At 64.5% G+C, this 25912-nt stretch carries 25 protein-coding genes; 10 read left to right on the top strand and 15 right to left on the bottom strand.

Going from position 1 to position 25912, the window contains the following annotated elements; translation table 11 throughout:
- Positions 1 to 4: 4 nt before the first annotated feature.
- The 6 genes from sucD (at position 5) to CFR76_RS09500 (ending at position 5474) form a co-directional block, all read left to right on the top strand.
- Positions 5 to 877 carry a succinate--CoA ligase subunit alpha gene (gene sucD, locus CFR76_RS09525; RefSeq protein ID WP_025437909.1) on the top strand — a complete coding sequence of 291 codons (873 nt, stop codon included), beginning with the start codon at positions 5 to 7 and terminating at the stop codon, positions 875 to 877.
- Positions 878 to 984: 107 nt separating this feature from the next.
- A complete protein-coding gene (gene bioB / locus CFR76_RS09520; protein ID WP_110556925.1) occupies positions 985 to 2001 on the top strand; it encodes a biotin synthase BioB in 1017 nt (338 codons plus the stop codon).
- Between the two features lie 86 nt (positions 2002 to 2087).
- Complete coding sequence (queE, locus tag CFR76_RS09515; protein ID WP_025437907.1) at positions 2088 to 2723, top strand: 7-carboxy-7-deazaguanine synthase; 636 nt, start codon at positions 2088 to 2090, stop codon at positions 2721 to 2723.
- Position 2724: 1 nt separating this feature from the next.
- On the top strand, positions 2725 to 3462 hold the full coding sequence (gene queC / locus CFR76_RS09510) for a 7-cyano-7-deazaguanine synthase QueC (protein ID WP_110556924.1): 738 nt from the start codon (positions 2725 to 2727) through the stop codon (positions 3460 to 3462).
- A complete protein-coding gene (locus CFR76_RS09505) occupies positions 3455 to 3982 on the top strand; it encodes a 6-pyruvoyl trahydropterin synthase family protein (protein ID WP_110556923.1) in 528 nt (175 codons plus the stop codon). Before queC ends, CFR76_RS09505 begins: the two co-directional genes overlap by 8 nt.
- A 34-nt stretch (positions 3983 to 4016) precedes the next feature.
- A complete protein-coding gene (locus CFR76_RS09500) occupies positions 4017 to 5474 on the top strand; it encodes a SulP family inorganic anion transporter (protein WP_110556922.1) in 1458 nt (485 codons plus the stop codon).
- Between the two features lie 145 nt (positions 5475 to 5619).
- Here CFR76_RS09500 and CFR76_RS09495 read toward each other — a convergent pair whose 3' ends face one another.
- From CFR76_RS09495 to CFR76_RS09455, 9 genes are all read right to left on the bottom strand, one after another.
- The gene (locus CFR76_RS09495) at positions 5620 to 6513 is read right to left on the bottom strand and encodes a hypothetical protein (protein WP_110556921.1); all 894 of its coding nucleotides are present in this window, start codon (positions 6511 to 6513) and stop codon (positions 5620 to 5622) included.
- Positions 6510 to 7463, bottom strand: a complete 954-nt coding sequence (locus CFR76_RS09490) for an MlaD family protein (RefSeq protein ID WP_110556920.1) — start codon at positions 7461 to 7463, stop codon at positions 6510 to 6512. The genes CFR76_RS09495 and CFR76_RS09490 overlap by 4 nt, the downstream gene beginning before the upstream one ends.
- Positions 7463 to 8158 carry a P-loop NTPase family protein gene (locus tag CFR76_RS09485; protein WP_110556919.1) on the bottom strand — a complete coding sequence of 232 codons (696 nt, stop codon included), beginning with the start codon at positions 8156 to 8158 and terminating at the stop codon, positions 7463 to 7465. Before CFR76_RS09485 ends, CFR76_RS09490 begins: the two co-directional genes overlap by 1 nt.
- A gap of 1 nt (position 8159) precedes the next feature.
- Entirely contained in the window at positions 8160 to 9050 is an 891-nt protein-coding gene (locus CFR76_RS09480; RefSeq protein ID WP_110556918.1) for an MlaE family ABC transporter permease, read from the bottom strand.
- Positions 9047 to 11392: an adenylate/guanylate cyclase domain-containing protein gene (locus CFR76_RS09475; protein WP_110556917.1), complete on the bottom strand. Its 2346-nt coding sequence runs from the start codon at positions 11390 to 11392 to the stop codon at positions 9047 to 9049. The genes CFR76_RS09480 and CFR76_RS09475 overlap by 4 nt, the downstream gene beginning before the upstream one ends.
- A gap of 99 nt (positions 11393 to 11491) precedes the next feature.
- Complete coding sequence (dnaQ, locus tag CFR76_RS09470; protein WP_110556916.1) at positions 11492 to 12172, bottom strand: DNA polymerase III subunit epsilon; 681 nt, start codon at positions 12170 to 12172, stop codon at positions 11492 to 11494.
- Positions 12169 to 12798, bottom strand: a complete 630-nt coding sequence (gene coaE, locus CFR76_RS09465) for a dephospho-CoA kinase (RefSeq protein ID WP_110556915.1) — start codon at positions 12796 to 12798, stop codon at positions 12169 to 12171. The genes dnaQ and coaE overlap by 4 nt, the downstream gene beginning before the upstream one ends.
- Before the next feature lie 12 nt (positions 12799 to 12810).
- Positions 12811 to 13686 (bottom strand): shikimate dehydrogenase, encoded by an 876-nt coding sequence (locus CFR76_RS09460; protein WP_110556950.1) that lies wholly within the window; start codon positions 13684 to 13686, stop codon positions 12811 to 12813.
- Positions 13687 to 13719: 33 nt separating this feature from the next.
- Positions 13720 to 14538, bottom strand: coding sequence for an N-formylglutamate amidohydrolase (locus CFR76_RS09455; RefSeq protein WP_110556914.1), 819 nt, complete (start codon positions 14536 to 14538; stop codon positions 13720 to 13722).
- 239 nt (positions 14539 to 14777) lie between these two features.
- On the opposite strand from CFR76_RS09455, the gene argH reads away from it, so the two are divergent.
- Both argH and CFR76_RS18015 read left to right on the top strand, forming a co-directional pair.
- On the top strand, positions 14778 to 16217 hold the full coding sequence (gene argH, locus CFR76_RS09450; RefSeq protein ID WP_110556913.1) for an argininosuccinate lyase: 1440 nt from the start codon (positions 14778 to 14780) through the stop codon (positions 16215 to 16217).
- Complete coding sequence (locus CFR76_RS18015) at positions 16214 to 16375, top strand: hypothetical protein (RefSeq protein WP_167402097.1); 162 nt, start codon at positions 16214 to 16216, stop codon at positions 16373 to 16375. Before argH ends, CFR76_RS18015 begins: the two co-directional genes overlap by 4 nt.
- A 4-nt stretch (positions 16376 to 16379) precedes the next feature.
- On the opposite strand, the gene CFR76_RS09445 is transcribed toward CFR76_RS18015, so the two are convergent.
- Entirely contained in the window at positions 16380 to 16778 is a 399-nt protein-coding gene (locus CFR76_RS09445; RefSeq protein ID WP_110556912.1) for a cytidine deaminase, read from the bottom strand.
- Between the two features lie 78 nt (positions 16779 to 16856).
- Between CFR76_RS09445 and lysA the strand changes: the two genes are divergently transcribed.
- Both lysA and CFR76_RS09435 read left to right on the top strand, forming a co-directional pair.
- Positions 16857 to 18227 carry a diaminopimelate decarboxylase gene (lysA, locus tag CFR76_RS09440; RefSeq protein ID WP_110556911.1) on the top strand — a complete coding sequence of 457 codons (1371 nt, stop codon included), beginning with the start codon at positions 16857 to 16859 and terminating at the stop codon, positions 18225 to 18227.
- The gene (locus tag CFR76_RS09435) at positions 18224 to 20968 is read left to right on the top strand and encodes a DUF4175 domain-containing protein (RefSeq protein ID WP_110556910.1); all 2745 of its coding nucleotides are present in this window, start codon (positions 18224 to 18226) and stop codon (positions 20966 to 20968) included. The genes lysA and CFR76_RS09435 overlap by 4 nt, the downstream gene beginning before the upstream one ends.
- A gap of 53 nt (positions 20969 to 21021) precedes the next feature.
- Here CFR76_RS09435 and CFR76_RS18700 read toward each other — a convergent pair whose 3' ends face one another.
- The 5 genes from CFR76_RS18700 to thiS all read right to left on the bottom strand — a co-directional run bounded on the left by CFR76_RS18700 (position 21022) and on the right by thiS (position 25907).
- The gene (locus tag CFR76_RS18700; RefSeq protein WP_264986445.1) at positions 21022 to 21150 is read right to left on the bottom strand and encodes a hypothetical protein; all 129 of its coding nucleotides are present in this window, start codon (positions 21148 to 21150) and stop codon (positions 21022 to 21024) included.
- Positions 21151 to 21465: 315 nt separating this feature from the next.
- Complete coding sequence (locus CFR76_RS09430) at positions 21466 to 24090, bottom strand: cation:proton antiporter (protein ID WP_110556909.1); 2625 nt, start codon at positions 24088 to 24090, stop codon at positions 21466 to 21468.
- A gap of 223 nt (positions 24091 to 24313) precedes the next feature.
- Entirely contained in the window at positions 24314 to 24934 is a 621-nt protein-coding gene (locus CFR76_RS09425; RefSeq protein WP_110556908.1) for a thiamine phosphate synthase, read from the bottom strand.
- The gene (locus CFR76_RS09420) at positions 24931 to 25701 is read right to left on the bottom strand and encodes a thiazole synthase (protein WP_110556907.1); all 771 of its coding nucleotides are present in this window, start codon (positions 25699 to 25701) and stop codon (positions 24931 to 24933) included. The genes CFR76_RS09425 and CFR76_RS09420 overlap by 4 nt, the downstream gene beginning before the upstream one ends.
- Before the next feature lie 5 nt (positions 25702 to 25706).
- A complete protein-coding gene (thiS, locus tag CFR76_RS09415; protein ID WP_110556949.1) occupies positions 25707 to 25907 on the bottom strand; it encodes a sulfur carrier protein ThiS in 201 nt (66 codons plus the stop codon).
- Positions 25908 to 25912: the final 5 nt, after the last annotated feature.

Here is a 25912-nt window from a genome sequence, read left to right as displayed (position 1 = left end):
GCGCATGTCCATACTCGTCAACAAATCCACCAAGGTGATCACGCAGGGCTTTACCGGCGCGCAGGGCACCTTCCACACCGAACAGGCCATCGCCTATGGCACCCGCATGGTCGGCGGCGTCACACCGGGCAAGGGCGGCAGCCTGCACCTGGGCCTGCCGGTGTTCGACACCGTCGCACAGGCGCGCGAGGCCACGGGGGCCGAAGCGTCCGTCATCTACGTGCCGCCCGCAGGTGCCGCGGATGCGATCCTTGAGGCGATCGCCGCCGGCATCCCGCTGATCGTGTGCATTACCGAAGGCATCCCGGTGCAGGACATGGTGCGCGTGCGCGCGGCCCTCGAACGGTCCGACAGCCTGCTGATCGGCCCGAACTGCCCCGGCATCATCACGCCCGATGAATGCAAGATCGGCATCATGCCCGGCCCGATCCACCGCCGTGGCCATGTGGGCATCGTCTCGCGCTCGGGCACCCTGACCTATGAGGCCGTGGCCCAGACCACCGCCATCGGGCAGGGGCAGAGCACCTGCGTCGGCATTGGCGGCGACCCGGTCAAGGGCATGGACTTTACCGATGTGCTTGAACGCATGATCGCGGACCCGGACACCCATTCCATCGTCATGATCGGTGAAATCGGCGGCACGTCCGAAATCGATGGCGCCGAACTGATCCGCGCCAGCGGCACGCGCAAGCCGGTCGTGGGCTTCATCGCGGGCGCCACCGCGCCGCCGGGCCGCCGCATGGGCCATGCGGGCGCGGTGATTACCGGCGGGCACGAGACCGCCAGCGCCAAGATCGAGGCCCTGCGTGAAGCGGGCATCCATGTCGCCCCCAGCCCCGCCGAACTGGGCACCACGCTGGCCCGCGTGCTGGGCTGACCCATATTTCCGGCGATGGCCCCATAACAACAAAAGTGTGGTCATCGCCGGTTTTGTATGGCACAGCCGGGAAAGTTTTCCACTTCACCGCCAGAGGATCCAGACCGATGCCCGATGGGAGCAGCCCGGACACCCTGTCCATGCACGCCGGGGCCACCAGCCTGCCCCCCATAAGGACAGACTGGACGCGTGACGAAGTCGCGGCCCTGATGGCGCTGCCCTTCCCGGACCTGATCTATCGGGCGCAGACGGTGCATCGCGCCCGTTTCGACCCCACGGAAATGCAGATTTCTACCCTGCTGTCGATCAAGACAGGCGGGTGCCCCGAAGACTGCGCCTACTGCCCGCAGAGCGCGATGCATGAAGATGGCGGCGTAAAGGCCAGCCGCCTGATGGCGGTCGAAGAAGTGCTGAAGGAAGCCCGCGCCGCCAAGGCCGCGGGTGCGGCGCGCTTCTGCATGGGGGCGGCATGGCGCAGCCCCAAGGAACATGACCTTGAGACCGTGTGCGCCATGGTCGAGGGCGTCAAGGCGCTGGGGCTGGAAAGCTGCGTGACGCTGGGCATGCTCGACAACCGCCAGGCGCACAGGCTCAAGGATGCCGGGCTGGATTACTACAACCACAACATCGATACCTCGCCCGAATATTATGGCGACATCATCTCCACCCGCACCTTTCAGGACCGGCTTGATACACTGGAAAACGTGCGCGACGCCGGGATCAATGTCTGCTGTGGCGGCATCGTCGGCATGGGGGAGGACACCACGGACCGCGCGGGCATGATCGCGACGCTGGCCAGCCTGCCCCGCCACCCCGAAAGCGTGCCGATCAACATGCTGGTGCGCGTGGAAGGCACCCCGCTGGCCGACAGGGCCACGGCGGTCGACCCGATCGAATTCGTGCGCACCATCGCCGCCGCCCGCATCACCATGCCCGCCAGCCGCGTGCGCCTTGCCGCAGGCCGCGAGGACATGAGCGATGAAGCCCAGACGCTGTGCTTCCTTGCCGGCGCCAATTCCATTTTCTATGGCGAACGCCTGCTGACCACGCCCAACCCGGCGGCCCTGCGTGACCGGCAGTTGCTTGACCGGCTGGGCATGCATACATCACACAAACAGGGCTGAACCCGACGCAGCCGGGCGCGGGACCGGCGGGGCAGTTCCCACGCGTGGTGCCCTTTTCCGGCCGCGTGCATTACGAAATCTGGAACATGTCCTATACCGTAAAGGAAATCTTCCCCACCCTGCAGGGTGAAGGCGCGCAGGCGGGCCGTACGGCGGTATTCTGCCGGTTTGCGGGGTGTAACCTGTGGTCGGGCCTGGAACGCGACCGGGAGCGGGCGACGTGCCGGTTCTGTGATACGGATTTCATCGGCACCGACGGCCCCGGTGGCGGCCGCTTCGCGGATGCGGACCAACTGGCGGATGCCATTGCGGCCCGGTGGCCCGGACCGGACAGAAAGGCAGCCTTTGTCGTCCTGACCGGCGGTGAACCCCTGTTGCAGCTGGATGACGCGCTGGTGGCGGCACTGCATGCGCGGGGTTTTGAAATCGCGGTGGAGACCAACGGCACCGTGGCCGCGCCGGAAGGGATCGACTGGATATGCGTCAGCCCCAAGGCGGGTGCGGACCTGGTCCAGACACGCGGGCATGAACTCAAGCTGGTCTATCCGCAGCCGGACCTGCCGCCCGATCAGGTGGCCGGGCTTGATTTCCAGCAGTTCTGGCTCCAGCCGATGGATAATGCCGACCGTGCCCGCAACACTGCCGACGCGGTCACGTATTGCATGCGCCACCCGCAATGGCGGCTGTCGTTGCAGACCCACAAGCTGATCGGGATACCCTGACATGCGCGCTCCCCCTCCCCCATCCCATCCTGAAAACGAAGCCGCACTGGTCCTGTTTTCCGGCGGTCAGGATTCAGCCACCTGCCTTGCATGGGCGCTGGCGCGTTTTGGCCGGGTGGAGACGCTCGGGTTCGATTACGGGCAGCGCCATGCGGTCGAACTGGAATGCCGCGCAGCCCTGCGCGACGGGATGGCGACACAGAATGCCCTGTGGGCGCAGCGCCTGGGCGCCGACCATACGCTCGACCTTGCCGCCCTTGGCACCGTATCGGACACGGCGCTGACGCGTGAAGCCGAAATCACGATGAATGAAAACGGCCTGCCTAACACATTCGTGCCCGGCCGCAACCTGATTTTCCTGACCTTTGCCGCGGCCCTGGCCGCACGCCGCAACATCCGCCATATCGTGACCGGCGTGTGCGAGACGGATTATTCCGGCTACCCCGACTGCCGCGATGACACGATCAAGTCCCTGCAGGTGACGCTCAACCTCGGCATGGATGCCCATTATGTGCTGCACACACCACTGATGTGGATAGACAAGGCGCAGACATGGGAGCTGGCCCACCAACTGGGTGGTGATGCGCTTGTCCGCCTGATCAACCGTGAAAGCCATAGCTGCTACCTTGGCACGCGCGGCACGCTGCATGCATGGGGGCATGGCTGCGGCACCTGCCCCGCCTGCACATTGCGCAGGGCGGGATGGGAGCAGTACATGGCGGCACGCCAGCATGTTTGAACTGGTTTTCACCCGGCGCTTTTCCATGGCGCACCGGCTGCTGGCGGGCGAAAGCGAACGCTGCGCCCTGCCCCACGGCCATAATGAATACATACGCGCCCACCTGCGCGCCACGAACCCCACGGCGCTGGATGGCCGTACCAACATGGTCATGCCCTTCCAGCGCGCAAAGGGCGTCTGGCACGGCTTTATCGACAACCATGTCGATCATGCCCTGCAACTGGCGGAAGATGATCCGCTGCTTGCATGGTTCGCCAGCAACGAACCACGGCGCGCGCGGCGCATACTGGTTACCCCCGGCGACCCCACGACCGAACTGCTGGCCTGCCTGCTCATGGCCAAGCTGAACGCCTTCCTTGCCGCCGATGGCGGGGCGCTAACCTGCGCCAGCATCGAAATCGAGGAAACACCCACCAACACGGTCCGTTACAGTGGCGACCCGCTGGCGGTCCTGCCCCGGCCGCGCGCTGCGCCCCAATGCTGGTGGCGACGCGCGGATACGAGCATTTCCGATACCTGATGACCCTGCTGCCCCGAAAGGCCCTGTTTTTTTCATGTCTGCACTCGCCCGTTACCGTCAGGAATGGTTCGGTAACATCACGCGCGATACACTGGCCGGCATGGTCGGCACGTTTGCGCTGATCCCCGAAGTCATTGCATTTTCCTTTGTCGCGGGGGTCGATCCCGCAGTCGGGCTTTATGCGTCCTTTGTCATAAGCGTGGTGATCGCCTTTACCGGCGGCAGGCCGGGCATGATATCCGGGGCGGCCGGATCGGTGGCGCTGGTCGCCGCCGCCCTGGTGCGCGCCCATGGGGTGCAGTACCTCCTGGCCGCGACCCTGCTGTGCGGGCTGCTGCAGGTGGTGTTCGGCATCCTGCGCCTGCATGTGCTGATGCGCTATGTCTCGCGCCCGGTGCGGACCGGGTTCGTCAATGCACTGGCCATCCTGATCTTTTCGGCGCAGGTGCCGCATATGCTGCATGTGACATGGCATACCTATGCCATGATCGCGCTGGGGCTAGTCATCATCTATACCCTGCCCCGGCTTTTTTCCGCCATTCCGTCGCCCCTGATCTGCATTGTGGTGCTGACCGTGGTGTCGGTCCTGTGCCCCATGCCGCTGCACACGGTGGCCGACCTTGGCCGCCTGCCGGACAGCCTGCCACATCTGGTCTGGCCCGATGTGCCGTTCTCGGTTGATACACTCAGCATCATCGCGCCCTTTGCTCTCGCCATGGCCAGCGTGGGCGTGCTGGAATCCATGATGACGGCCCGCGTGGTGGACGACCTGACGGAAACCCACAGCAGCAAGCGGCAGGAATGCATGGGGCTGGGTATCGCCAATATCGCCGTCGGCCTGTTCGGCGGCATCGCGGGCTGCGGCATGATCGGACAGACGGTGGGCAACCTGCGCTATGGCGGGCGGGGGCGGCTTTCCACGTTCGTCGCGGGCGCCTTCCTGCTGCTGCTTATGGTCATGCTGCGCCCGTGGGTGGCGCAGGTGCCGGTGGCGGCACTTGTGGCGATCATGATCATGGTGTCGGCCAGCACGTTTTCCTGGTCGTCGCTGCGTGACCTTGTCCATCACCCGCGCACCACCAGCGTCATCATGCTGGCGACGGTGGCGGTTGTCGTGGGCACGCATGACCTTGCCGCGGGGGTCGCCGTGGGCGTAATGCTCAACGGGCTGTTCTTTGCCTTCCAGGTGTCCAGCATGCTTTCGGTCAGCAATGCGCTTTCGGCTGATGGGCAGACGCGGACCTATATCGTGAACGGGCAGGTCTTCTTTGCCTCATCCGACGGCTTTGCCGATGCGTTCGACCTGCATGATACGGCCCGCCATATCACGATCGACCTGACCCATGCCCATATATGGGACATGACGGCGGCCGGCATGCTGGAAGAACTGATCGGCAAGATGGAAGCACAGGGCATGGATGTGCAGTTGATCGGCCTGAACGGGGCCAGCACCCGGTTTCTGGCCCGGCATACACGGTTGCAGGCCGGATAATCCAACTTTACCAATTTTTGGGCACCGCCTTTTTTGCAAAAAAGGCGGCATTCCTTGAAGCTTTTTGAAAAAAGCTTCACCAAAAACTTTGACCAATTCACCCGATACACACAACGGATGCACCTGTTGTGTAAAGGGCTGACCCTTACTTTTTCTTTGTTGCCGTCGTGGTGTCGGACTGGGCAAAAGGATCTGCGGCGATGGTCGTGCCCGCCTGCTTCGCCCATTGATCGGCGGCGGCCTTGTCGCCTGCCTGCCGCGCGCTCTGGCTGGCGCGGGCATAAAGCTGGGATGCCTCCTGCATATTCCCCGCCTTGCCAGCCGCGCGTGCGGCAACGCCAAGGGCACGGGCCATATCACGGTAATCCACCTGCGTCTGGCGGATGGTTGCCGCCTGCATGGCGTCCTGCATGGCCGTCTGCGTACTGCCCCCCGTGACCAGCAGGTTCCGGGCAGCTATTTCCCTTGCATCCGCCGTCCAGCCATCCGGCAGTTTCCCGGTCAGGCTGGCAAAATAGGCATCAACCGAGGCAAGCGTGGCCTGATCCCCGCTGTCATCCGCAATCAGTCCCCGGATCAGCTGGGCTTTCTCGACAATGTCGGTATCCTGCGCGCCTGCGGCACGTGTTGCCGCGGCAGCCGCTTCGGTATCGCGACCCAGCCGGCGCAGGGCACCTGCCTGCACCAGGTCCAGCCCGGCATCGTCACCCGTCTGCCCCCGCATCGCCAGGGCCGAACGTGTCGCGGTTACCGTGGACAGCGCATCCTGTGGCTTGCCTTCATCCAGTTGCACCGTCGCAAGGTTGTAGCCTGCATCGCCAATAGCCGAGACATCGTCGCGGGCAATGGCGCGCTGGCCCGCGGCCCGGTACTGCTGCTCCGCCACAGAAAGGCGCTCAAGACCCACGGCATCCTTCGCGTTGTCCATATCCTGCGACAGGGTTGTGTCACCCGGCTGGGTGACCGCCTGTCCCCCGCCGCCACATCCCGCCAGCGCAAGGGCAAGGCCAAGGGCCACGTGTTCCTTTTTCATGCTCATGGCTGCACCTTCTGCGCCGGAAGGCGGGCATGGACATGCTTCGCCGCCTTGTTGCCATTACCACCCAGTATCCACAGGCCACGCATCTGGTCGACCAGCTTCTGCAGGCTGCTGGCGGTCGTCTGCGCCTGGACCAGAAGCACAGGCAACTGCTGGCTGGCATCCTGCAGGTTGTGGGTAATGGCTGGGGTCGCGTTGCTCAGGTCGCCCGTGGCCTTCTGCACGTTGGTCATGCTTGCGCTGGCCTTGTCCATGACACCCGCAAGCTGTTTTTCGATCGGAGTCAGCTGTGCAACGGTGGCGTTAAGGCTGGTGATCATCTGTTCGGCCTGGCGGATCAGGTCGTCATTGGTCATGAGGCGCCCGATGGACCCCTTGCCCGCATGCATGTCCGTAATGGTGGCGTCCAGCGTCGCCATCATGTGCTGGGCATTGTCCAGAACCGGGATGACGCGGTCGCGGATGTCACTGAAGGTCTGGGTAATGGTGTCAGCCGGGTTGGGGGCGTTGGTGGCGCTGAGCACCGCGTAGCTCCAGTCCAGCTTGTCCCCCGTCCCGCGTGAGACGTCGATGTAGCTAGCGCCAGCCACCACAAAACGCTTGCGGATGATGGCGGTGCTGTCACGGCGGATATAGGGTTCGATATCGGGATCGATCTCCACAATGGCGTACATGCCCCCCGACGGATTGATCCGCACGCGCCGCACGGTGCCCGCATGGATGCCCATGACCTCCAGGTCGTCACCAACCGACAGCCCGCTGACCCCGTTTTCGGGCAGCACGATCCGCAGCCTGCCCGCCGGCGTCAGCCAGTCGCGCAGCACGCCGGCCTCGATCACCGCGCCAAGCAGGATGACAAGGGCCACAAGGACCAGTATCCCCACCCATTCATCGGCGTAACGGACACGCACAAGCTGCCGGATTCCGTCTGACTGTTGTTTCTGGACCATTACACCACCCGCATGGGAAAAAGACCTTCGTCAAGAAGGCGCATGTGGATATTCACCGCCTTGCGATATTCATGCCAGGCCGCCGCGGAACGGACGAACCATAGCACGCCACAGCCACGATCCCGCGCCGTGGTCATCATTTCAAGGAACGGCAGGATATTCTCCTCTGGCAGCGTGTCGGATATGTCCTCCAGCAGCAGCAGGTCCGGCCGCCCCATGAAGGCGCGCACACACGCCGCCCGCGCCAGATCCGCGCCTGACAGCCGGTCCGGCGCCGAGGTTGGCAGGCCGGGCAAACCAAACCGGTACCCCAGTTCGGTAGCGTGCAGGACCACGTTATCAAACGGGTCCGTGGTATGGTACAGGTGCGGCAGCATGATGTTGAGATGCGTGCCAAACAGGTTGAGCCAACTGCTGTTGCGCGAAACGCGGCCAATACGCCCACGCAGCGCGTTGAGCTGCCGGTCGTGCAGCGCGCTCCAGTCCAGCCCCATGAACTTGATGCTGCCCTGCGTCAGCCCGATCATGCCGGAACACAGGTCGGCGAACATGGCGGCCCGTTCGAAATCACGGCAGTCAATCACCGCGCATTCACCGGGCATGATGCGCAGGTTGTACGGCGCGGGCATGAGGCCGGTCTCCTCGAACGACGGCACGACGTCACGCAGTTCCAGCAGGGGAGCGTTGGCTGTCATGTCAGAAATCCAGCATGAAGAGGATATTGACCACCAGCACCAGCATGATCCCGCGCGCAAATCCACGCGGCATGATGGTGGCCATCGTATCATTGCTGCCGACGGTCAGGCCCGATACGCATGACCCCACCCCGACGAAGAAACCGACCAGCACGAATTTCAGCGGGATGATCAGGTAATCCCACGTGGTCATCGCGCCAAGGACATTGAAGAAGAATGTCCAGACCGAGGAGGTGATGGCCCCCGTGGAATGGGCGACCACGAACCCCATCAGCAGCGATACGACGGCAAAGATCATGCCCAGCGTAAAGCCGCCCAGCGTAAAGGCGAACGTACGCGGCATGACCAGCGCCAGGAACGGGTCGATGCCGCGCGCCTGCAGCGCCCGCACTTCCCCCCCCAGCACCATCATCCCGATTTCGGTCAGCGACAGCATGCCGCTGCGCCCCATGATGATGATGCCGACAAGGATGGGCGAGATTTCACGCACCAGCACGGAAACAAGGATCGACCCCGTCATCTGCGCCATGCCCGCGTAACCCAGCCAGTACGCAGCCTGCGACACCACCATGAGGCCCGTCAGCGTCGCGGTGATCACGATACTCAGGAAACCGCCACTGACCACCTGCCGCAAGGTGGCGCGGAATTCATAGATAACCGGCCTGCGCCATGAATTGGGCCGCATGCTTTCGCGTAGCACGCCCCACCCGGAACCGATCACCAGCAGGGCGAAACGGACCTGGTGCCGCGTCAGCCGCCCAAGGGCTGCAAGCCAGGGCGCGAACCGCCGCAGCAGGTGCACCAGACGGCCGTCATGGTCCGGCTGGGGAACAGCCATGGGGTCGGCCTGTGGCGCCACGTGGTCAGGGGCGTGGGTTGGCGTATCGGTCATCGCCGCCCGGCCAGCACATAGGTACGTGTCAGCCCCATGCCGGGGATGAAGAACCGGCCACGTTCACGGAACAGGAAGTACTGGCGCAGGCGCTGGTAGACATTTTCCGATACCTGGATCGTACCGACATCCGGCGCGCCCTGCGCCATCATCTCGGCCATGCCCATGGCGTCGCCCCACAGGTTGAACGCCTGCGGCTTCTTGCCCAGCATGCCGCCGAATACCGGCCCGACATCCAGACCGATGCGGAAGACCGGGTCCAGATCCGCCTTGGACAGCATGGCCAGCGCGTTTTCACGCATCATGAGCGCCGCATTCGCAATGCGGAACACCGCCCCCTTGTCCGGCGTGCGCGAACACCCGGCCACACAGACGACGCGATGACCCAGCATGCGGATGGAGTACAGCCCGCACTGGTGGGCGATATCCTGCAGCGCGCCCGCCATGTCATCAATCAGCTTGATGTTGGCGGTCGGGTCGTTCTGGGCCGTCATGATCATGTCGGACAGGCTGATGACCATGATGGCGACGGCAGGGTAGAACCCTTCCATCTGGCTCAGGTCGGTCGTGCCCGGCTGCCCGTTTATGGACAGCGCGCCGGGGGCCAGCAGGAAGCCCTGGCTCGGATCCTCGGGGCCTTCGCCACCCTGGGCGGGTTCCGTTTCCAGTTCCTCTCGCGCCGCGGCCACCGCCGTGTAATGCTGGGCGGAGAAGCGGGCCGCCGCCACCCCGGCGATCATGTCCACGAAATGATAGACCATTTCGGCGCGTGGCGCGTCTTCCAGCGTGATGACGCCAACCGGGCCGCTACTGCCCAGGATCGGGCTGCAGAACAGGGATTTGCTGCCAAAGGCACGCATGTATACGCGGTAGAACGCTGTCGTGCGGTCATCGGTGGCAGCATCGGTGGTGACCAGCGCGTCACCATGGGAAACAGCGTCAAAGAAGCTCTTGAGGTCCGTCGTGGACATCTCGAACCCGCCGGAATGCACGTCCTGCTGCCGGTCGTAGGAATCGATGCACATGAGCGTATGCCCATCATGCAGGATCCGCCATATGGCCGCCCGGCGGCCATGGGACTGGTCCGCCAGCGTTTCGGTCAGGACAAGGGCATTGTCTTCGGGGTTGAACAGGTCGGGATAGGCCGCAACCGACTGCAGGGCATGGCTTTCGTAATTGGCAACCGCCCGCGCCTGGGAAATCTGGTTGCGCAGGCGGTCCCCGCGCCGCGCCTGCAGGAACAGCAGCAGGCCAAAGCCCAGCGCCATGATGACGACCAGGACGAAGAACAGCAGGTTCTGCCGCCCGTCCGCCATGGCGAAACGTGAAAAATCATCCTCGGGCGCGACCAGCAGCAGGACCCAGCTATCCTTGCCCACCGGCAGGTTGGCGGTGATGGTCACATACCGCCGCCCCTTCACCTGGACGGTGCGCGCGCCGTAGCTATGGACGCGGTATTCGTCAAACGCCTTGGTCATGACCGGGTATTTCAGCGGGTCCAGCGTCATTTTACCCGGGTCGCCATGCGCCTTGGCCTGCGTATCCTGCATGCCATGGCCGGCGACGACATGCCCGTCCTGATCGAGCAGGATCGCGTTGCCACTTTCGCCGATCTTCAGCGAATTGAGAAAATTATTGAGATGGTTGAGGGACATGTTGATGGCATAGACATATGTCTTGTCATTCACGCCCTTGTACGGGACGGCCGCCGTGATGGTCACCTGCTTGGTGACCTCCACGATGTAGGGATGGGTCCAGATTTCCTGCCCCGACTTGACCGCATCGGTAAACCAGTCATGCCCGCGGGGATCATACGTGCCCGCCGGGGTCTGCCACTGCCTGAGCAGCTTGCCATTGCCGTCACGCAGTTCATGCGTGAAGGTCGCCTTGGGCGTACCCACGTCATGCAGGGTCGTAAGCGCGGTCTGGCCGGGCTGTTCACCATGTTCCAGCGTACTGAAATTGCCATCGCTGTCGGCGATGTAGAACGACTGGATCTGCGGGACATTCCGCATCATGGTGCTGCTGTAGCCGTTGAAGATCTTCTGCTCGACTTCCGGCGCGCCATGTTCGAGCATGTCACGCGCCACGATCGCCCCGGCCGAGGCAGGCATGAGGAAGGAACTGACTTCCTTGGCGATATAATCCTGCTGGCTGACCAGCAGGTCATGCGTAAGGCTCAGCGCGCCGGTCCGGACGGTCCGGTAGGAATGCCACCCCACCCCGGCAATGACGGCGATGACCGAAACCACACCGGCCACCGGAATGCCGATATGAAACAGGAAGCGCCGGAACTGGTCGGAAGGGGCAATCGTGGGATCGACAATCTCGTCCGTGGACAATGCTCTCTTCCTGTTTCAATACAATCAGGTACGGGTAACGGGCACAGACTAACCCAAAGCTGCCACCAGGGCCACTCCCTTTCGTTACATACCGCCCATTCAGCCCTGCCACAACGGATCGGACAGGCGGCTGACAAAGGCATGATGGGCTTCCAGTTCGGCGGCGTCCGGCCGGACGCGCACGCTCATATGCCCCGCCGGCCGCGCATAGACATAGGTGGCGATGCCGCCGCCTCCTTCATCCACCGACAGGCTCAGCCCGCGCTGCCTGCCCCCGGTCAGTTCCAGATACACCGCAGCCAGCAGCCTGCAGTCCAGCAGCGCGTTATGGGTCGTACGTTCCGACAGGTCGATGGAAAAACGGCGGCACAGCGCGTCAAGGCTGTTGGGCATGCCGGGAAAACGCTCACGCGCCATATCCAGCGTATCGACCATGCGCCCCATATCCAGTTCGGGCAGACGCGCACGCGCCAGTTCCGCGTTCAGGAACCCGAAATCGAAGCGGGCATTATGCGCGATCAGGGGATCATCGCCGATGAATTCAAGGAATTCGGGGGCCACCTGCGCGAATTTCGGCTTGCCTTCAAGATCCGCGCGGGTAAAGCCATGCACGCGCGATGCTTCTTCGGGCACATCACGTTCAGGGTCGATCAGGACACGGAAACTGCGCCCGGTGGGCAGGTCGCCAACCAGTTCAAGGGCCGCGATTTCAATGACGCGGTCCCCCTTCAGCGGATCAAGGCCGGTGGTTTCCGTATCGAACAGGATGGTGCGTTTCATGTGGGCTTTCCCCTGGCCGCAGCCCATGCGGCTGGACTTCCCTCGCGCATCGCATACAGCAAACGCCTGACCTGCCGCACCGTTTCGTGGCGTGACAGACCGGTTTCGATAATGACATCGGCCCGCCGCCGCCTTGCGGCATCGGGCATCTGGCGGGCGATGATGGCGTCAATCTGGGCCGGTGTCATCCGTCCCCGCCGCAATACGCGCTGGCGCTGCATGGATGCGGGCGCGCTGACCACCACCACGCGGTCGCATATCCTGTCGGCTCCGGTCTCGAACAGAAGCGGGATATCCAGCACGACCCACCGGCAGCCATCGCGCCGCGCGCGTTCCACGAACCGCGCGCGCGCCCGGCGCACCAGCGGGTGGATGATGGCTTCCAGCCCCTGCATCACCCCCGGATCGGACAGCGCCGCCTGCCGCAGCACCGTCCGGTCCAGCACGCCATCGCGCACCGAACCGGGAACCAGCCGCGCGATGGCGGGCAGGGCCGCGCCATGCGGGCCTTGCAGGCCCGCAACGGTGGCGTCGGCATCAAACACCCGCAGGCCCGCGCGTTTCAGCAGGGCCGCCGTGGTGGACTTGCCCATGCCGATCCCGCCGGTCAGGCCCAGTATGCGCATGAAAGACCCCGTTCAGCCCGCATGCGCGCGCTTGAGGTCGGCATCCAGCAGGGCTTCAACCGCAGGCCCGATATCCGGCGTCGCGCCAAACCATTTTTCAAACCCCAGCCCGGCCTGATGGATCAGCATGCCCAGACCATCGACCGTGGGCAGCCCATAGCTGGCCGCCTGCCGGAGCAATCCGGTCTGTCGTGGCACATAGACAATATCGCACACGACCAGGCCGGCAGACGCCCGCGCCAGATCCAGCGGGAACACGGCATTCGCCCCCCCATCCATGCCGATGGAGGTAGTATTGACCAGAAACATGCATGACGGCAGCACGGCGCCCGCACCGGCCCAGTCAACGACCGTGATGCCCGCCAGTGACGCGGCCAGCGCATCGGCCCGCGCACGGGTACGGTTGGCCACCACGACCTCCACGCCGCGATCCAGCAGGCTTGCGGCGATGGCGCGCGCCGCCCCGCCCGCCCCCAGCAGCAGGGCGCGGCCACCCGTGACGGAAATCCCATGCGCCTCCACATTGGCCACGAATCCGTCGCCATCGGTGGAATAGCCCTCGATCCGGCCATCAGGTGCGAAGACCAGCGTGTTGACCGAACCCGAACGCCGTGCCGAACGGTCCAGAAGGCCGTGTTCCTCCACGATGCGATAGGCTGATTCCTTGTGCGGGATGGTCACGTTCACGCCACGGAAACCCGCCGCCTGAAGACCCCGGACCGCGACATCGAATGCCCCCGGCGCCACCGGCAGGGGTACGTACGCCCCGTTGATCCCGCATTGGTCCAGCCAGAAATTATGCATGAGCGGCGAGCGCGAATGCGCCACCGGCCAGCCGATCACCCCGGCCAGCAGGGTATGGCCGTCAATGCGAGGGCTGCGTTCCATCATCTTCCAATCCATCAAGGTCAGGTGCGGCGGTCAGTGCCGGAACTCTTCCCACGCCCGTGGCAGGATACGCGCAAGGCGGCCGGCCCAGTCCGCCTGCCCCTGTTCCGTTGCAATCAGGTCCTGGCGTATCTCGATTTCCAGATAGGGCACGCCGCGCCCTTCCGCATGCACGGGCACGGTGTAGTCGCTGACATCCGTCAGGGCGTAGGGTTCGTTGCTGCCGACCACCAGCCCGTCCTCGGCTGCCAGCAGGTCACGCACCCGCAGGCCGAAAGCGGGGTTGCGGTTATGCAGCACGCCCGTATGCCATGGCCGCGCCATGCCGTTCATGCGGTCGGTAAAGCTGTGCAGGGACACCAGCACCACGGGCAGCCCGCCCTCCAGCCGTGTCGAGATCTCCCGGCTGATCCGGTCATGATAGGGCAGGAAGATTTCCTCAACCCGCCTGCCTTCTTCGGCCGCCGTGATGTCGATATTGGCCGGAACCCGCGTCCCGTCACTTTCCCGCACGATGGATGTCGGATGCCCCGGCGCGCGGTTGCAGTCGATCACAAGGCGGGAATAGGCCTGTTCAATCAGGATGCAGTCCAGTTCACGCGCCAGCATCCGCCCGGTTTCGGCCATGCCCAGGTCACAGGCGATATGACGCGCACGATCGGCGGCGCTGACCCCCATGTCCCCCAGCGCGGATGGCAGGCTGCGCCCCGCATGGTCGCTGACCAGCACGAATGGCAGGCCGGACGGTGGCGTCACGCCATCAAGCGCGGATGTACCGAACTGGATGACGGGGGCCGGGTCATCCTGCGTCAGCAACCGTAATGGCTCCTGCGCAAGGGCTGTATGCTGCATTGTGCGGGACATCCTGTGCCATGGGCGGGTTCGCACCCGATATTACAGATCACGCCGCATGAGTGAAAGACCCCCCGCCGCAACCCACCTCGCCGGCCCCGCCATGCGGGGGGGATTACCGGGCACGGGAACGATTGTATCTGTGGCGGCAGATGGGTAGGGTGCGCGGCATGTGATGGCGTTACGCCACGACGTATCAGACACGATCCTTTTCACACTTGGGGTAGCTGGAACACAGGATGCCGGGGAACGCAAAAACGCTGACGGATCAGGACGCGCAGAAGGCGAACGCACAATGGGGCGGCCGCTTTGCCGGGGGGCCGGCGGCGATCATGCAGGACATCAACGCCTCGATCGGTTTTGACAAGGCCCTGTGGCGGCAGGACATCGCGGGGTCGAAGGCCCATGCCGCCATGCTGGCGAAAACCGGCATCATTTCCGATGCGGACGCCCGTGCCATTACCGAAGGGCTGGAGCAGATCGGGCGGGAAATCGCGGCCGGCACCTTTGAATTCAGCACCGCGCTTGAAGATATCCACATGAATATCGAAGCCCGCCTGTCCGACCGGATTGGCGAGGCGGGCAAGCGCCTGCACACCGCGCGGTCGCGCAATGACCAGGTGGCGACCGATTTCCGCCTGTGGGTGCGTGACGCGATCGACGGGCTGGACCGGCAGGCGGCGTCCCTCATGCGCGCGCTGGCGCGGCGGGCGGCGGAACATGCCGCCACCCCCATGCCCGGCTTCACCCACCTGCAGACCGCGCAGCCCGTGACATTCGGCCACCACCTGATGGCGTATGTGGAGATGCTGGCCCGCGACCGCGGCAGGCTTGCGGATGCGCGGCGCAGGCTCAATGAATCCCCGCTGGGGTCGGCCGCCCTTGCGGGCACGTCCTTTCCCATCGACCGGGACATGACGGCGCATGCGCTGGGCTTCGACCGCCCCACGGCCAATTCGCTCGATGCCGTATCGGACCGTGACTTCGCGCTGGAATACCTGTCCGCGCTGTCCATCATGGCCGTCCACCTGTCGCGGCTGGCGGAAGAAATCGTGATCTGGTGCTCGGCCCCCTTCTCCTTCATCCGCCTGTCCGATGCGTTCACCACCGGCTCGTCCATCATGCCGCAGAAGCGCAACCCCGATGCCGCCGAGCTGGTCCGCGCCAAGGGCGGGCGCATTACCGGTGCGCTGGTGGGGCTGCTGACGGTGATGAAGGGCCTGCCGCTGGCCTATGCCAAGGACATGCAGGAAGACAAGGAACCCGTATTCGCCGCGACCGATGCCGCGGCACTCAGCCTTGCCGCCATGGACGGCATGATCCGCGACCTCAGCGTCAATGCGGAGCAGATGCGCGCCTATGCCGGGTCGGGCTTTTCCACCGCCACCGACCTTGCGGACTGGCTGGTGCGGGTGCTGAAGGTGCCCTTCCGCACCGCCCACCATGTCACAGGCCGCCTGGTCGGCAGGGCGGAGGCGAAGGGCGTGGGCCTGGCCGACCTGACGCTGGAGGACATGCAGGCCGAGGAACCGGGCATCACCGCCGACATCTTCACGGTGCTGGATGTCGATTCCTCCATCGCCTCGCGCACCAGCCATGGCGGCACAGCGGCGAAGAACGTGCGCGCGCAGGCCGCGCGCTGGCTGGATACGCTCGGGACAGGAGAAAGCGGCACATGAACATCCATCCCACCCCACGCGGGCGCGCCATCGTGGTGCTGGCGCTGGCGGGCCTGGTCATCGCCTCCGCGCTGGGGGCATGCGGGCGTATCGGGTCGCCGCGGCAGCCTTCCGATTCCCGGGCCTATTACACGACCTATCCCAGCCCCGACCGCTGACGGGTCAGGCCAGGCTGTCCGGCCCGAAACTGTCGGGCAGCAGCTCCGCCAGCGTACGGACCAGCAGGACCGCCCCCCCGGCCGACACCATGGTGACAGGGGTCCGGGGGGATGCGAATTCCCTGATTTTCTGCCTGCATCCGCCGCATGGCGTGCAGGCGGCATCCCCGCCCCCGCAAACCACCACGCGACGGATATCACGCCCGCCCTGCGCCACCATGGCGGCGATGGCGCCGGCCTCGGCGCAGGTACCTTCGGGATAGGCCGCGTTTTCGACATTGCACCCGGTGAATATCCGGCCATCCGCCGCCGCCACCGCCGCACCGACCTGAAAGCGCGAATACGGCGCATAAGCCCGCAGGCGCACGTCAATCGCGGCCTGAACCAGGGGGTCATTGCTCATACCGGTCTGTCCTTACCTGTTCTTTCATGCGTCAAGCACCTTGGAAGCGACAGGGCAAGGCGGTATCGTGCGCCCATCATGGCTGATGCTTCCCCTACCTGTCGTGGACAGGACCCATCCGTTGCCGACCTTCTGGCCGTCCGTCCGGCGCTGTCCATGCATGCCATGGACGGGCTTGTGCTGGAAGACGTGCCCCTCAACGCCATTGCCGACGCGCTTGGCACGCCCACATGGGTCATGAGCGCGGGCACGCTGCGCGCGCGCTACCGCAGGCTTGCCACGGCCCTGGCCGCCACCGGCCGGCCGGTTTCCATTCACTTCGCCGTCAAGGCCAATGACCACCTGGCCGTGCTGCGCGTGCTGGCGGCCGAAGGGGCCGGGGCGGACGTGGTCAGCGGCGGCGAACTGCGCCGCGCCATGATGGCGGGCATCCCGGCGGAAAAAATCGTCTTTTCAGGCGTGGGCAAGAGCCTTGAGGAAATGCGCCTTGCCCTGCAGGCGGGCATTGCGCAGGTCAATGTCGAAAGCGCGGAGGAGCTTGACCTCCTTTCCGCCGTGGCGGAAGCCGAAGGGCTGGAAGCCTGCGTGGCCCTGCGCATCAACCCCGATGTCGATGCCGGCACCCACGCCAAGATCACCACCGGCCTCGCCACCAACAAATTCGGGATTCCCTACGACCGCGCGGTTGAACTTTATGCCCGCGCCGCCACTTTACCGGGTATCCGGCCCGTCGGGCTGGCAATGCATATCGGCAGCCAGATCGTACGCATGCAGCCCTACCGTACCGCCTATGCCAGACTTGCCGACCTCGTGCGGGCCATCCGCGCGCGCGGGCTTGCGGTCGAGGCGCTGGATTGCGGCGGGGGACTGGGCATTTCCTACCGCGATGAAACCGAAGGCGCGCCCGAGGCCCTTGCCGGGGCCATCCATGCCGAACTGGGCGATCTTGGCACGCGGCTGGCCGTTGAGCCGGGGCGCTGGCTGGCCGGTCCCGCGGGCGTGCTGCTGTCCACCGTGATCCTGCGCAAGCAGGGCTATGACGGCATGCCGCCGTTCCTTGTGCTGGATGCCGCGATGAACGACCTCATGCGGCCCAGCCTGTATGATGCATGGCATGGCATCATCCCGCTTTGCGCGAAAACCGCCGCCGCCCCTACCGAACAGGTGCACGTGGTGGGGCCGGTCTGTGAAAGCGGCGATACCTTCGGCCATGACCGCACCCTGCCGCATATGGAGGCGGGATCACGCCTGGCGCTGCTGGACTGCGGGGCCTATGGCATGGTCATGAGTTCCACCTACAACGCCCGTCCGCTGGCAGCACAGGTCATGGTGGATGGCGCGCGCTGGTCCGTCATCCGGGAACGCCAGCAGGTCGAAGACCTGTGGGCTGGCGACCATATTCCCGACTGGGTGGAGAATACCCTTCTCCCCGCTGGCGGAGGCCTATGACAGCCGGGCAGGACAGCTCCCAGCCCGGCGGCAGCCTGCCGCAACGCCTGGCCCACGCACGCCAGCAGGCGCGCCGTGCCCTGTGGGTGGAACAGTTGTGGCCGCTCATGCTGCCCACGCTTGACGCGGCCATGGGTGTTGCGCTGCTGGGGCTTGTGCGCCTGCCCCAATACATGCCGGACAGCCTGCATGCCGCCCTTCTGGCCGGGATTGCAGGCGGGGCGGCCTATGCCACATGGCGGCAGTGGCGTGGCATCCATGCCCCCACCACATCCGAAACCGACCGCCGGGTGGAACAGGCATCCGGCCTGTCCGGGCAGCCGCTGCGCACGCTGCATGACCGGCCAGCCAATGCCCCCACGCCTGAAATCACCTATCTGTGGCAGGTCCACCTGCACCGCACCACGGCGGCGCTGGGCCGCCTGCGGGGCGGGTGGCCACGGCCACGCCTGCCCGGCGGCACATGGTGGGCGGCGACCCCGGTCCTGGCCGTGCTCCTGGCCGGGGGCATGATGTGGACCGGCAACCATGCCGCAAGCCGGATTACGGCAGCCTTCCTGCCCGGCATGGATGATGCCGACACCCCCGCCCCGCAGGTCAATGCATGGATCACCATGCCCGACTATGCGCCCGGCGCGCCGGTTTTCCTTGATGCGACGCATACCAGCGCGACCGTTCCCGCCGGTGCGCAACTGACCATAACACTGAACGGGCTGAATGGCCGTCCGGCCCTGCGCATGCGGGCCAGCGGGACGCTGCCCGCCATCGGCCCGCATGATTTCCGCGCACTGGGCAATGCCAGTTGGAATGCGCAGGCCACCCTTCTGGCCAGTGGCACGCTACGCCTGCGCGGCCGGGGGCGCACGCTGGGGCAATGGACGCTGAACGTCACCCCCAACCCCGCGCCAGAGATCGCATGGGGCAAGGACCCGGGCAGCCATGAAGGCGAATGGCGCACCCGCCTGCCCTATCATGTGGCCCAGCCCTACGGCATCGCATCGATGCATGCGGAACTGGTCATGCCGGACAGCCCGCGCGACATCCTGACCGTACCAATCCCGCTGAACGGCCACCCCCGCGTGGCCGATGACGTGGCGACCCCCGACCTGTCGCAGAACCCGTGGGCGGGCGAGGACGTGACCGCGCGCCTGGTCGCCACCAGCACCAGTGGCATGAGTGCGACCTCCGTCCCCGTCCGGCTGCGCATGGGGGCGCGGCCTTTCAGCAACCCGCTGGCCAAGGCGGTGCTGGATATCCGCAAGCGCGTGGCCCTGCACCGTGAAAACCGCGCACAGGCAGCGCGCGAACTGCTGGCGCTGGGTCAGGCCGACACCATGCTGACCCATCATGTCGGCCTGCTGCTGGCATTGACCAGCGTCGCCGCCGTGCTGGGGGATGCGGATGACGTGACCGATGATTACGCCATTACGCAGGCGACCGGACGGCTGTGGTTCCTTGCGCTGGATATCGAACACAACCGCCGGGACATTGATAACGAACAGGCTGATTTTGGCGTGCAGGCGGCACAGGACGCCGTGCGCGAACAGCTTGAACACATGCGCGAAATGGGCGCAAAGGGTCAGGGGCAGGAGCAGCAGGCCGAACTGCAGCACCGCATGCAGGCGCTCAAGGACGCGATTTCACGCAAGATGCAGGCGCTGGCGCAGCAGGCCATGCGCGATCATTCCGCCATCCCCGCGATTCCCGAAATGACATCGCAGGGCGAACAGAACATGGCCCGGATGATGCAGCAGTTACAGGATGACGCCGCCAATGGCCGCAATGCCGATGCCATGCAGAAGCTGCAACAGATGGAGGACATGGCCAACGGCATCCGCAACGCCACCCCGCAGGACATGATGCAACTGGCCCAGCAGATGCAGGCCCGCCAGCAAGCAAGGGAACTGCGCCGGGCGCTGCGCGACCTGGTCAGCCGCCAGTCGCAACTGCTGGACCACGCCCAGTCGCGCATGGACCAGGCCCAGCGCCAGCAGGAACGCGACGCCGCCAGCCGCCAGACCGACATGGATGAAGAGGGTGGCGACCTGTCATCCATGTCCACCGCCGACCTGCTGCGCCAGCTTGGCATTACGCCGTCGGGCAGCGCCCCCCCGCAACAGGCCGGCCCCACCCCGCCGCCGGAAAGCATGACGCCCGAAGCCCACACGGCCCAGCAGCATGCCGACCGGGCCGTGCAGCATGCCCTGTCGCGCGCCCTGCATGAACTGCAACGCGAATTCAAACAGGCCAGCGGCAAGGACATGCCCGCGCTGGACAAGGCGCAGACGGACATGAAGGCCGTGCGTGCGGCGCTTGGCGCGGGCAAGGACCCCGATGCGGCAGCCGCCGAGAAAAAGGTGCTGGCCGACCTGCAGCAGGGTGACCAGCAGATGCGCCAGTCCATGCGCAGCCAGAGCGCCCGTGGCGGCATGACCGTGTTCCTGCCCATGCTGTCGCAGGATAATGGCAAGGGCAGCCATGGCAGCGGTGGCAACCATCCCGGCGGTGAGGATGATGATGACGACACCGACCAGCAGGCCGAAGACAAGGGTGATCGCGATCCGCTGGGCCGCAAGACCGGGGGCACCCATGCGGGCATGGATAATGATACCCACGTGCCCGACAACGCCAGCCGCGAACGCGCGCGCGAGATTGAACAGGAACTGCGCCGCCGTGATGCCGACCGCACCCGTCCGCCAGAAGAACTGGAATACCTGGACCGGCTGCTGCGTGCCTTCTAACGCAGCCGCGACGTTTGCGGATTTTTCTGAAGACGTTTCTGGGGAAGCTTTTTTCAAAAAGCTTCAGGCACCCTTAGAAGCTGTTTGAAAACAACTCCTTGATAAAAACAATAAAAGTTTTCGGGTGTCGCCTTTTTCTTAAAAAGGCGGCGTTCTTTCGAAGCTTTTGCAAAAAACTTCACCAAAAAACTTCCTTTAATTTTAAAGCACTATCATGAGCTGACTTTTCAAACAGTCTCTTATCCTTTTTGAAGAAAAGATAACCCGCATGGTCTTGCCCACCCGCTGCGGAGCCACGCATGGATTCCCTGCCACACGACATGGGATGCAGCCTTCCGGCATGCGGCCGTCGCTGGCGATCCCCTTGCCAGCCTGCCAGTGGCGCACGGACCCGCGCGCCACTGGCAGGCTATGTCATTGCAGGGCGACCTGAGCGGCCCAATCCCGACAGCATGATGGCACCGTATAACCAGGCGGATCAGCGCCACCCCGGCAGGTCAGGCATCGCTGACCTGCCCATCCTGCCGGACGGGAATGGCGCGGGTGACGGGTGCGGTGGCAAGGTCGATGGCGTCGTATGAGGGCAGGCTTTGCGATGCGTCCTCCCCATCCCGCGGCAGGAGCTGGGCATCGGGCAGTTCACCCTTGTGACGGGCCTGCGACAGGCGTTCAAGGTTTTCGCCAATGCGGGGGTAATCTTCCACCAGCTTGCGAAAGTTGCGCGCGCTCATCGTCATGAAATGCCCGAACTGCAGCGAACGGCTGGTCGCGGTGACACGCTCGTCCTTCAGCGCTTCTTCCCCACCCAGAACCGCACCCGCGCCAAAGCGCACGTCGTGCTTGGGGTAATGGGTTTCAGCCAGTCCCGCGCTGATGAAATACACCGTGCGCACCTTCTGCCCCTTACGGTACAGCCGCTCCCCGGGAGAGGAAAAGTGGATGGACATCTTCATGGCGATGTCATGCAGCACGCCATCGGCCATCCCCTCAAACAGGGGAAAGTTATGGATGCGGCTTTCGATCCCGGCCCGGATGTTGAATTTCAACCTGAAATCAAGCTGTTCGCGCCGGTGTTCCACATCGCGGTGCAATTCGCGGTGCAGTTCCTCGCTCAACAGCGATTCGGACATCAGGGTGTCGTATTTTTCCTCTTCCAGCCTGAGCGCGATCTGGCGCAACATGCGGTTTTCCAGCGCTTCGGAATAGCCGTGGTAATGCAGCCGCAGGGTCTGCAATGCCTCATCCAGCAGCTTACACTGCCGTCCCAGCACCTCACCCACGATTTCACTGATACGCGTGCCCAGCGTCGGCTCCATGCGCTGGCGCATGAAGCGTGTCAGCGACAGGGAAACGAAATAACCGATCATCAGCATCTCGAACCGTTCCATCATGCAGTACATGAGGGGCGTGTCGAAATTGAACCGATGATGGATGACCTGCGCCACACGGAAACGCAGCGACGGGCGCAGCCTGCGGCGCAGGGCGCGGACATAGCCAAAGCGCCCTTCCAGCCGTGCGCCATCCACCATGGCCTCGGCTGAGCGCAGCAGCGTTTCCATTACCCGGCGCGACAGCCCCTGTATGCGGAACAGGTCCAGCAGGATGGAGCGTTCGCGGTTGGCGACGACAATCAGCGCCAGTGTCACGCGCTGCCGGTCCCCCAGGGCGGTGTCAAAGGTATTGGCCTGCTCTTCCGAATGGACGCGGCGGTCGATCACCTCCACCACCGTATTGGTAACGTTGGAGGAAAAGCCCAGTTCGCCCGCGACCTCCCGCGTCTGGTCACGCACTTCCCCCAGCCCGATGGCAAGGATCTGGTGGCGTAGCGCCTGGTCAATCAGCGGCAACTGGTCCAGCTTGAGGAACAGCACGAGATACCGCAGCGACATCCCGTTCACGAACAGGGTAATCAGCACGAACCCCGTGGCGATAATGCCGATGAAGTGGGCGATGCTGCTGGAAACATGCTCGTTTTCCGTAACAGCCAGCGCCAGCGCCAGCGTAATGGCGCCACGCAGGCCACCCCATACCATCGTGACCTTGAACGGGGTCGGCACGGGCGGCGACAGCCTGGTGGCGGCAAGGATGGGCAGCATGCCAAACACCACCGCCCCGCGCGCCAGCAGCCCCGCGCCCGCGGCCAGCAGGATCAGCACGCAGTCCCATCTGGTCATGCCCACCAGCAGGCGCGGCACCAGCATGGACGCCAGTACGAACACCAGCGACCCGGCCCAGAATACTAGCTGTTGCCACAGCTCGTTTAGGAATCGCCATGTCTGTGGCCGGAAGGTGGACGGGCCGTAAATCGAAATCGTCAGGCCGGACGCCGCCGTAGCCACAACGCCGGAAAAGCCCAGGAATTCATCACATACGATATAGGACAGGTACGGCAGCGCCACCGTCAGCGTGACCTCCGCCGCGGGCGCCGCCCCAAGCGCCGGGATGACCATAAGGGTCAGGCGGCCAAACACGATGCCGATGATCAGCGCGCCGATGAAGGAGACAAGGAACTCCAGCACCGCGCCACCCAGCATGATCTTGTGATGCGAGGTGATGGAGCCAAGCAGGATGGTGAAAATGGAAATGGCGGCCGCGTCATTCAGCAGCGCCTCGCCTTCCACCAAGCGCGTCAAGCGGCTTGCGGCACCGATTTCCTTGAATATCCCCGCCACGGCCGAAGGGTCGGTCGTCGCCACGATGGACCCCAGCAGCAGGCACACCGCCAGCGGCATGCCGGCAAAGGGATACAGCGCAAAGCCGATGGCCGCGGTCGAGACCGCCACCGCCACCACCGCCAGCAGCAGCACGGTCGCGGTTTCATGCGCCAGCCTGCGCACATCAATGCCCAGCGCCCCCTGGAATACCAGTATGGGCAGGAAAATCAGCAGGAACGCTTCGCTGTTAAGCGGGAAATCCAGCAGCGTCTGCGCCGCGCCATTGAAGATTTCCAGGTGGGAATTGCGCAGAACAAGGTCGGCGGCCCCGCCGATCACGATACCCACAATGGCCAGCAGGACGGTTTCCGACAGTTCCAGACGGCGGGCAAGCGGCTGGACCGCGCTGACAACGACAAGCAGCACGGCAATCGCCATCAGAATTGCTGCCAGACCCGCTATCTCCATTCAAAATCCCCGATTTCCGGCCATATTGCGCTTACAGGCCGATCCTAATGGCTGACCATGAACAGATTATGTCCACCGTGTTTCAGATCAACAGAATCTGGCTTATAGGATCAACATCTGGCCGTGAAAGACGTTCTTTCACAGGCCCCCGTACCAAGTATCAATAATGCCACACCAACGTTGCATCAACAACACATGATGCATCACATTATGTTCCAGAATTTCACACCCTGACCGCATGGTCAGTGGCGGCCAGCCATGCACGGACCCGTGCCTGCGGGTCCGGCATGCGGATGAAGTCGGACACCGCCGAAACACAGTCCGCCCCCGCCGCGATACACAGCGGCGCGCGCGCAAGGGTAATCCCCCCGATGGCGACAAGCGGGATATCGCCAATGCGCTGCTTCCACACCGACAGTTTTTCCGTCCCCTGTGGCCCCCAGGGCATTTTCTTGAGCTTCGTGGGCCAGACCGGCCCCAGCGCCACGTAATCGGGGGTAACCGACAGCGCGCGGTCCAGTTCGGCATCACTATGGGTGCTGACCCCCAGCCTCAAACCCGCCGCGCGGATGGCGGGCAGGTCCGCCGTATCCAGATCTTCCTGCCCCAGATGGATGAAGTCCACCCCTTCCTCGATCGCCATCCGCCAGTAATCGTTCAGCACAAGGCAGACATCATGCGCGCGGGCCAGATGGAGGCCTTCACGGATTTCACGGCGCAGGTCATCTTCCGCCATGTCCTTGAGGCGCAACTGGATCAGCCGCGCACCCGCCTGCCCAAGGCTACCGACCCAGTGCGCCGCGTCCACGACCGGGTAGATACGTGACGGAAGCGCGGTGTTCATAGCACGGCCTGCCCGATCACGGGGGTAGAGGGCACGGCCATGTCACGTTCCTCCATCGGGTCGGCGATATAGGCCATGCGCCCGGCTTCCACCGCCATGGCGAAGGCCCGCGCCATTTCCGCGGGGTCGCCCGCCTTGGCCACCGCCGTATTGATCAGCACCGCGTCATACCCCAGTTCCATCGCCTGCGCGGCATGCGACGGCACGCCAATACCGGCATCAACCACCATCGGTATATCGGGAAAATGCGCCCGCAGCGCGCGCAGGCCAAACAGGTTGTTCAGCCCCTTGCCCGAGCCAATGGGCGCGCCCCATGGCATCAGCACCTCGCATCCCGCGCGCAGCAGGCGTTCCGCGCCGACCAGGTCCTCGGTCATGTAGGGAAAGACCCTGAACCCGTCTTCGGTCAGGATGCGGGCGGCTTCCACCAGCGCGAACATGTCGGGCTGCAGGGTGTCGGATTCGCCAATCACCTCCAGCTTGATCCAGTCCGTGCCGAACACCTCGCGCGCCATCTGCGCCGTGGTCACCGCTTCACGCACGGTATGGCAGCCCGCCGTATTGGGCAGGACGGGCACGTCCAGTTCCCGGATCAGCGCCCAGAACGCCTGCCCCGCGCGCGTGCCGGCGGCCTCGCGCCGCAGCGAGACAGTGACAACCCCGGCCCCGGCGCGGCGGACGGCATCAGCGAGTATTTCGGGGGATGGATACTGCGCCGTGCCCAGCATCAGGCGTGACGACAGTTCAGTGCCGTAAAAAAGGGTCATTGCGGTTATCCTCCCTGCATGGGGGCCAGAATTTCCACCCGCGCCCCATCATGCAGGGGATGGGCCGCACGCCTGCCGGCCGCGACAAAGCAGCCATCCACCGCCGTCGCGATACGGGCTGTGGCATCATAACCCAGTTCATCAAGCAACGCCGCGAGGTCGCAGGCGGTCACGTCATGGCGTTCGTCATTCACCAGAATCTGCATGTCCA

The sequence above is a fragment of the Komagataeibacter swingsii genome, assembly GCF_003207895.1.
In the GTDB taxonomy this organism is placed as follows: Bacteria; Pseudomonadota; Alphaproteobacteria; order Acetobacterales; family Acetobacteraceae; genus Komagataeibacter; species Komagataeibacter swingsii.
Note: the sequence above shows the minus strand (reverse complement) of the source record. Positions and strands in the feature narration are given on the sequence as shown.